General features: G+C 45.5%; 1 protein-coding gene. It reads left to right on the plus strand.

What is annotated here, in order from left to right:
* Positions 1-336 (plus strand): helicase-related protein (locus J7R12_RS08765; protein ID WP_208439087.1); only part of this gene is annotated, 336 nt, incomplete at both ends.

Raw genomic sequence — 336 nt, forward strand, 5'->3', positions numbered from 1 at the left:
AACATATTGACGGAAAACAAAGTGCAAAAAAACGTAATCAAGCTCTTGACTGGCTTAAAGAAGATGCGGGGGAAAATACCTGCCGTGTCTTAACCAATGTTCGTTGTCTCTCTGAAGGTGTGGATGTTCCTGCTCTTGATGCGGTGATGTTTTTACACCCGCGCAAAAGTCATGTTGATGTCATACAGGCGGTGGGGCGCATCATGCGGCGTGCCAAAGGAAAAAAGAGAGGTTATATCATTCTACCCGTTGGAGTTCCTGCGGGGATTTCTGCTGAGCAAGCTTTAAGACACAACAAGAGATACAAGGTTGTTTGGCAAGTGATCAATGCTTTGC

Origin of the sequence: Bartonella vinsonii subsp. vinsonii, from assembly GCF_902825235.1 — a bacterium.
GTDB lineage: Bacteria > Pseudomonadota > Alphaproteobacteria > Rhizobiales > Rhizobiaceae > Bartonella > Bartonella vinsonii.